Below are 7,943 nucleotides of genomic sequence, written 5' to 3' on the forward strand. Positions count from 1 at the left end.
CATCAATGCCGTTCAATGCTGCTGATCCTGCTGTCTGGTTTATCGGATCGATGACTTATTTTCTTTAGCCAAAAAGCCGCCAAAAATGAAACGGCACGACCGGAATTGCGTCGTGCCGTTTTTTCTGCTGGAACGTCGCATTTTTGCGACGCAATACGACGCCGCGCGAACGTTCGATCGACGTGCGCGCGAACTGCTCGGTTTGCTCAGAAAGTCTCGTTCGGGCCGAGATAGCGCCACTGGCCGGGGGGCAGCGCGCCGAGCGTCACGTGGCCCATGCGAATGCGCTTCAGACCGACCACTTCCAGTCCGACGAGCTCGCACATGCGGCGGATCTGCCGCTTCTTGCCTTCGCGGAGCACGAAGCGCAGTTGTTCGCCGTTTTGCCAGCTCACCTGCGCGGTCTTGAGCGGCACGCCGTCGAGTTCGAGGCCGTGACGCAGGAGCGCGAGTTTTTCGGCGGGGAAATGCTGATCGACGTCGACCGTATGCTCGCCGAAGCGCACGCGCACGAGGTATTCCTTGTCGACTTCCGAGTGGCCGCCGATCAGTTGTTTCGCGATGCGGCCGTCCTGCGTGAGCACGAGAAGTCCCGTCGAGTCGATGTCCAGGCGGCCCGCCGGCGCGAGCGTGCGCAGATGGCTCGGCGCGAAGCGCACACCCGAGTGGTCCTCGTTCCAGTGATTGGCCGGGTTGATGAGCGTGACCGCGGGCTCGTAGCCGTCTTCCGCCTGACCCGAGACGTAGCCGACCGGCTTGTGCAGCAGGATCGTGACGAGGCGCGCCTGCGCGGAATGCGCCGCGGGCAGGATTTCGATGTTCTGCGTCGGACGGATGCGCGTGCCGAGCGTGTCGATGACTTCGCCGTCGACGAGCACCCAGCCTTTCTCGATCCATTCGTCGGCTTCACGGCGCGAGCAGAGGCCGAGCTCCGACATCACTTTCGACAGGCGCACGAGGCCGTCGTGGTGATCGCGATGCTTCGGCGCGGACTCCGCGACGGGCGCGGCGGGCTTCGTCGCAGGTTTCGCCGCTGGCTTGCGCGTATCGCCGCGATCGTCGCGTCTGGCGTACGGACGGTCGTTCTCATCGCGGCGTGCGGGACGCGCTCCGGGCGCGCGATCGTCGCGTGACTTGCGCGGATCGCGTTCGTTGAAAGCGGGACGCGAATCGTCGCCGCGCGGTTTGAAGGGACGACGTTCATCGGCGCCCGATGCGCGTTCGCCACGCGGCGGCCTGTCGTCGAACGACTTGCGCGGACCACGTTCACCGAAAGCGGGACGCGAATCGTCGCCGCGCGGTTTGAAGGGACGACGTTCATCGGCGCCCGACGCGCGTTCGCCACGCGGCGGCCTGTCGTCGAACGACCTGCGCGGACCACGCTCGCCAAACGCCGGACGCGAATCGTCACCACGCGGTTTGAACGGGCGACGTTCATCGCTACCCGATGTGCGTTCGCCACGCGGCGGCCTGTCGTCGAACGACTTGCGCGGACCACGCTCGCCAAACGCCGGACGCGAATCATCGCCACGCGGTTTGAACGGACGACGTTCATCGCCGCCCGACGCGCGTTCGCCACGCGGCGGCCTGTCGTCGAACGACTTGCGCGGACCACGTTCACCGAAGGCGGGACGCGAATCGTCACCACGCGGTTTGAACGGACGACGTTCATCGCCACCCGACGGACGCTCGCCACGGGCAGGCGGACGACCCTCGAACGACTTGCGCGGACCACGTTCACCGAACGCGGGACGCGAATCATCGCCACGCGGTTTGAACGGACGACGTTCATCGCCACCCGACGGACGCTCGCCACGCGCAGGCGGACGACCCTCGAACGACTTGCGCGGACCGCGTTCACCGAACGCCGGACGCGAATCGTCACCACGCGGCTTGAAAGCACGCGGCTCACGCGGCGCGTCGCTGCGCTTGTCGGCCGGTTGGCCCGAGCGCTTCGGACGCGCCTCGTCCGGCGACGGTGCGCGAACGGGCTTGCGCCCGGTGGTCGTGCCGGCTCGAACCGGCGAACGCGTTGCCGAGGTCGGACGCGGATGTTTGGCTGTCAGTTTGACGCGCATAAAGTCTCAGGCTGCGATCGCGCGCAGCAGTTCGGTTTCCACCTGGATCTGGGTGCGGTTGTTCGACAGGCTCTTGCCGTCGAGCAGAAACACGTCTTCGACGCGTTCGCCGAGCGTGTTGATCCGTGCCGCCTGCACGCCGATCCGGTGTTGCGCCAGAACGCGCGCGATCGAATAAAGAAGGCCCTGCCGGTCGTTCGCCGACACGGACAGGATGTAGTACTGGCCGCGATCGTCGGGACGCAAGTCCACGCGCGGCGTGATCGGAAACGTACGCACGAGCCGCGACACGCGGCCCTTCGACGGTTCCGGGAGAATACGCTCGTCCGTGAGCAGCGCGGCCAGTTGCTGCTCGACGAGATTGGCGATGTCGCGATAACTTCCGTCGTGGTCCGGATGGGCCACGAGGAAGTTGTCGAGCGCATAGCCGTGGCGGGTCGTCGTCACGCGCGCATCGAGCACGGAAAGCCCGTTCTTGTCGAAATACGCGCAGATGCCGGCGAAAAGATCCGGCCGATCCTTCAGATAGACGAGCACCTGCAGCGCGGCGCCGATGGGCGAGGGCCGCGCCCGCACGATCGGCTCCTCGCTCGCGACGTGCCGATAGAGCACGCGCGTCTGCCACGCGATGTCGGCCGGATCGTGACGCAGGAAATAGCCGACGTCGAGCTGATCCCAAAGCCGCTTCTGCGCGCCTTCGGGAACCGTTTCGAGCCGCAGCAGCGCGAGCGCCGCTTCCTGCCGCGATTTGAGTTCCGAATGCGCGTCGGTCTGCGCGCCGCCGAGCACGGCTTGCGTCGCGCGGAAGAGATCTTCCAGCAGCTTGCCCTTCCAGTTGTTCCAGACTTTCGGACTCGTGCCGCGGATATCGGCGACGGTCAGCAGATACAGCGCCGTGAGCCGGCGTTCCGTCTTCACGACGGAGGCGAACTGCTTGATGACGTCCGGATCGCTCGTGTCCTGCTTCTGCGCGACCTGACTCATCGTCAGATGCTGCTGCACGAGCCACACGACGAGCTCGGTGTCTTCCTCGCCGATGTCGTGTTCGCGGCAGAAGCGCCGGGCATCGGCCATGCCGAGCGTCGAATGATCGCCGCCGCGGCCTTTCGCGATATCGTGAAAGAGCGCCGCGACGTACAGCACCCACGGGCGCTCGAAATTGCCCATCAGCTGGCTGCAGAACGGATATTCGTGCGCGTGCTCGGCGATCGCGAAGCGCCGCAGATTGCGCAGCACCATCAGGATGTGCTGATCGACCGTGTAGACGTGATAGAGATCGTGCTGCATCTGTCCGACGATGCGCCGGAAGTTCAGCAGATAGCGCCCGAGCACGCTCGTCTGGTTCATCAGGCGAAACGCGTGCGTGATGCCTTCGGGCTGCTTGAGAATCTCCATGAACAGCCGGCGGTTTTCCGGGTCGCGCCGCCAGTCGCGGTTCATCAGATCGCGCGCGTTGTAGATCGCCCGCAGCGTGCGCGCCGAAAATCCCTTGATGCCGCGCGTTTGTTCGTACAGCAGAAACGCTTCGAGAATGGCGTGCGGCTCGCGCTCGAAGACATCGTCGCGGGCGATTTCCAGCATGCCTTGCTTCTCGACGAAACGCCCGTTGACGACGCGCGTGATGCCGCTCGTCGACGGAAAAAGCTGCGCTTCGACGTTCTGGATCAGGATGGTCGCGAGCTGCGTGACGGCTTTCGCCGCCCAGTAATAACGGCGCATCAACTGCTCGCTCGCGCGCTTGGCGGCGGTCGCCTTGAAGCCGAAGCTTTCCGCGAGCGGTGTCTGCAGGTCGAAGACGAGAATGTCCTGACGGCGCTTCGCGATGACGTGCAACCGCGCGCGCAGCGCCTTCAGGAAGCCTTCGTTGCGGCGCAGTTCGCGCGCTTCGCGTTCGGTGATGAGCCCGCGCGTGTCGAGTTCGCGCCAGCTGCTGCCGAAACCCGCTCCGCGCGCAATCCAGAGAATCAGTTGCAGATCGCGCAGGCCGCCGGGACTTTCCTTGATGTTCGGCTCGAGGCTGTAGGGCGTGTCCTGAAACTTCGCGTGCCGCTGGCGCATTTCCAGCACCTTCGCCTGGAAGAACGCGCGCGGATCGAGCGTCTCGTGGTAGCGCGCCGAGAAGCGCTGAAAAAGTTGCGTATCGCCGCAGATGCGCCGCGCTTCGAGCAGCGACGTCTGCACGGTGATGTCGTTGCCCGCCTCGGCGATGCATTGCTCCACCGAGCGCACGCTGCTGCCGATATCGAGCCCGAGATCCCACGCCATGCCGATGAAGCGCTCGACGCGGCCGTTGAGCTCCGCGTCGCTGCCGTGCGGCGATGCGTCGGGCAGCAGGACGAGAATGTCGACGTCGGAGTAGGGCGCGAGCTCGCCGCGTCCGTAGCCGCCGACCGCAACGAGCGCCGCGCTGTCCGGCATGTCGCAGGCGGACCACGCGCCTTTGAGGGCGTCGTCGGTGGCGCGGGCGAGCGCGCGCATCAGCGGTTCGACGTTCGAGCCGGACTGAAAGCGTTCGATGAGCGCCGCCTTCGCCGCCTTGTAGGCGGCGCGCAACGATTCACAGGGCGTGGCGACAGCGGCGGTGACGCTCATGGATCGACCAAAAAGGAGGTGGGGGCGCGCCGGCGGGAAAGCGGGCGCGCGCGGAGACGGAGAATCAGGCCGTTGCCGCGATCAGTTGCGACGGCGCCTGCGTGCCCGCCGAGACGGTCAGCACTTCGTAGCCCGTCGGCGTGACGAGCACCGTGTGCTCCCATTGCGCCGAGAGGCTGCGGTCGCGCGTCTTGACGGTCCACTGATCCGGCATGGTGCGGATTTCGCGGCGGCCGGCGTTGATCATCGGTTCGACGGTAAAGATCATGCCCGCCTCCAGTTCGATGCCCGTGCCCGCGCGGCCGTAATGCAGCACCTGCGGCTCCTCGTGGAACACCTGGCCGATGCCGTGGCCGCAATATTCCCGCACGACGCTGTAGCCTTGCGACTCCGCGTGCTTCTGGATCGCCGCGCCGATATCGCCGAGATGCGCGCCAGGGCGCACCTGATCGATGCCGAGCCACATGCAGTCGAACGTGGTCTGCACGAGGCGCTTCGCCAGAATCGAGCCCTCGCCGACGATGAACATGCGGCTCGTGTCGCCGAAATATCCGTTCTTGATGACGGTGATGTCGATATTGAGCGCGTCGCCGTTCTTCAGCACTTTCTCGCCGGGGATGCCGTGACAGATCACGTCGTTCACGGAAATGCACGTGGCCTTCGGGTACGGCGGATAGCCGGGCGGCTGATAATTGAGCGGTGCGGGAACGGTGCCTTGTTCCTTCACCATATATTCGTGGCAAAGGCGATCGAGTTCTTCGGTGGTCACGCCGGGAACGATATGCGGCGTGATGAAATCGAGCACTTCGCTGGCGAGCCGGCAGGCGACGCGCATCTGTGCGATATCGTGTTCGTTTTTCAGCGTAATGGACATGACTTGGCCCGGAATGCGTCAATGCGGCAGTGAGCCGCGAAAGCGGCATTATCGCACCTTAGGAAATGCGCCGCACCCGGATAGTTCGAGGCGGGCGGCCGCGAAACACGAAACGCGCGCGCAATTCGGATCGGTCGTGCTGCTTGAGCCGACCAATCCTCACATGCTATACTCGCAGGCTAAGTCGTAATCCATATTGTCGTCACGATTTCATAAGACAATCGTGCCTGCAGGTGTGAAACGCAACTTAGTGTTAGTTGTTCCAGTCTGTTCAAGTCGATACGCAAGCCGGCGCACCCAGGGTGTCCGGCGTCCGGAAAGCAAAGATAACCGGGCGCGGGATGCGGCAGCCGGCTTAAGACCCAACCCTCGCGGAGAATTTTCATGGCAGTCACGATGCGTCAAATGCTGGAAGCCGGTGTCCACTTCGGTCACCAAACCCGCTTCTGGAACCCGAAGATGGCCCCGTACATCTTCGGTCATCGCAACAAGATTCACATCATCAACCTCGAAAAGACCCTGCCGCTCTACAACGACGCGCTGAAGTACGTGCGCCAGTTGGCAGCCAATCGCGGCACGATCCTTTTCGTCGGCACGAAGCGTCAGTCGCGCGACACGATCGCGCAGGAAGCGGCGCGCGCCGGCATGCCTTTCGTCAACGCCCGCTGGCTCGGCGGCATGATGACCAACTTCAAGACGCTGAAGGTTTCGATCAAGCGCCTGAAGGACATGGAAGCAGCGCTGGAATCGGGTGAAACCGAGCGGATGAGCAAGAAGGAAGCGCTTCTGTTCGAGCGCGAAATGGTCAAGCTGCAAAAGTCGATCGGCGGCGTCAAGGACATGGGCGGCATTCCGGACGCGATGTTCGTCATCGACGTCGGCTACCACAAGATTGCTGTCACCGAAGCGAAGAAGCTCGGCATTCCGGTCATCGCCGTGGTCGACACGAACCACTCGCCGGAAGGCATCGACTACGTGATCCCGGGTAACGACGACGCATCCAAGGCCGTCGCGCTGTACGCTCAGGGCGTCGCTGACGCGATCCTCGAAGGCCGCGCCAACGCGGTGAACGACGTTGTGCAAGCTGTCCGTAACGGCGAAGGCGACGAGTTCGTCGAGGTCAACGCAGAGGCGTAATCGAGCCCTGTGGCCGACAAAAAAGGGGGCTTTGCGAAAGGCCCCTTTTTTTTAGTCGGCGCGATAGACATGCCAATTTTCCTGCCGTGGGCGGGCTGTAAAGCCGGCGGCACGTATCAAACAGACTCAAGGAGCGAATGATGGCGGCAATTACCGCAAGCATGGTGGCAGAACTGCGCGCGAAGACCGATGCGCCGATGATGGAATGCAAGAAGGCGCTGACGGAAGCCGACGGCGACATGGCGCGCGCGGAAGAGTTGCTGCGCGTGAAGCTCGGCAACAAGGCGAGCAAGGCGGCATCGCGCGTGACGGCTGAAGGTATCGTGACGGCGCACGTCGAAGGCGGCGTGGGCGCGCTCGTCGAGCTGAACTGCGAAACCGACTTTGTCGCGAAGAACGACGACTTCCTGGCTTTCGGCAAGACGATTGCTGAACTGGTCGCGAAGAACAACCCGGCCGACGTGGCCGCGCTGTCGGCGCTGCCGCTCGAAAGCTCGACGGTCGACGCAGTGCGTCTGGCGCTCGTCGGCAAGATCGGCGAAAACTTGTCGATCCGCCGCTTCGTGCGCTTCGACTCCGCGAACAAGGTTGCGTCGTACCTGCACGGCACGCGCATCGGCGTTCTGGTCGAATTCACGGGCGCTGACGAGCAAGTCGGCAAGGACGTCGCGATGCACGTCGCCGCGATGAAGCCGGTTTCGCTGTCGTCGGACGAAGTGCCGGCCGATCTGATCGCCAAGGAGCGCAGCATCGCCGAGCAGAAGGCTGCCGAGTCGGGCAAGCCGGCCGAGATCGTCGCGAAGATGGTCGACGGCTCGATTCAGAAGTACCTGAAGGAAGTGTCGCTGCTGAACCAGCCGTTCGTGAAGAACGATAAGCAGACGATCGAGCAGTACCTGAAGGCGGCCGGCGCATCGGTGCAGAAGTTCGCGCTGTTCGTGGTTGGCGAGGGCATCGAGAAGCGTCAGGACGACTTCGCGGCCGAAGTGGCGGCGCAAGTCGCGGCGGCCAAGCAGTCCTAAGGCACGCTAAGGCTCGTTTAAGACGCGTGTGCTGTCATGGCGCGGCCGCGCGTCGGGCCCGCAGTACCGCGGCGGATCGTCCCGCCGCAAGAATTCAGCGATCCGGTTCGCACGAAGAGCGGGGGGGGGGGGGGGGGGGGGGGGGGGGGGGGGGGGGGGGGGGGGGGCGCCGGGCGCCCGCGCGCGGCGCGGCGGCTTTGCTCTTACATCGTGCTCTGATTTTTGATCTATGAGTTTAGT

General features: G+C 64.2%; 5 protein-coding genes. 2 read left to right on the plus strand and 3 right to left on the minus strand.

Annotation, left to right across the window (positions count from 1 at the left end; genetic code table 11):
• Positions 1-206 precede the first annotated feature (206 nt).
• The 3 genes from NCS00_RS06155 to map form a co-directional block, all read right to left on the minus strand.
• The gene (locus NCS00_RS06155; protein WP_250439614.1) at positions 207-2,078 is read right to left on the minus strand and encodes a pseudouridine synthase; all 1,872 of its coding nucleotides are present in this window, start codon (positions 2,076-2,078) and stop codon (positions 207-209) included.
• Between the two features lie 6 nt (positions 2,079-2,084).
• A complete protein-coding gene (locus NCS00_RS06160) occupies positions 2,085-4,670 on the minus strand; it encodes a [protein-PII] uridylyltransferase (protein WP_250439616.1) in 2,586 nt (861 codons plus the stop codon).
• A 64-nt stretch (positions 4,671-4,734) separates the two neighbouring features.
• Positions 4,735-5,544, minus strand: coding sequence for a type I methionyl aminopeptidase (gene map, locus NCS00_RS06165; protein ID WP_008350089.1), 810 nt, complete (start codon positions 5,542-5,544; stop codon positions 4,735-4,737).
• Between the two features lie 384 nt (positions 5,545-5,928).
• Between map and rpsB the strand changes: the two genes are divergently transcribed.
• Positions 5,929-6,681, plus strand: a complete 753-nt coding sequence (rpsB, locus tag NCS00_RS06170) for a 30S ribosomal protein S2 (RefSeq protein ID WP_008350088.1) — start codon at positions 5,929-5,931, stop codon at positions 6,679-6,681.
• A 140-nt stretch (positions 6,682-6,821) separates the two neighbouring features.
• Positions 6,822-7,703: a translation elongation factor Ts gene (tsf, locus tag NCS00_RS06175; protein WP_008350087.1), complete on the plus strand. Its 882-nt coding sequence runs from the start codon at positions 6,822-6,824 to the stop codon at positions 7,701-7,703.
• Positions 7,704-7,943: the final 240 nt, after the last annotated feature.

The sequence above is a fragment of the Caballeronia sp. AZ1_KS37 genome, assembly GCF_023631165.1.
GTDB classification, from domain to species: Bacteria; Pseudomonadota; Gammaproteobacteria; order Burkholderiales; family Burkholderiaceae; genus Caballeronia; species Caballeronia zhejiangensis.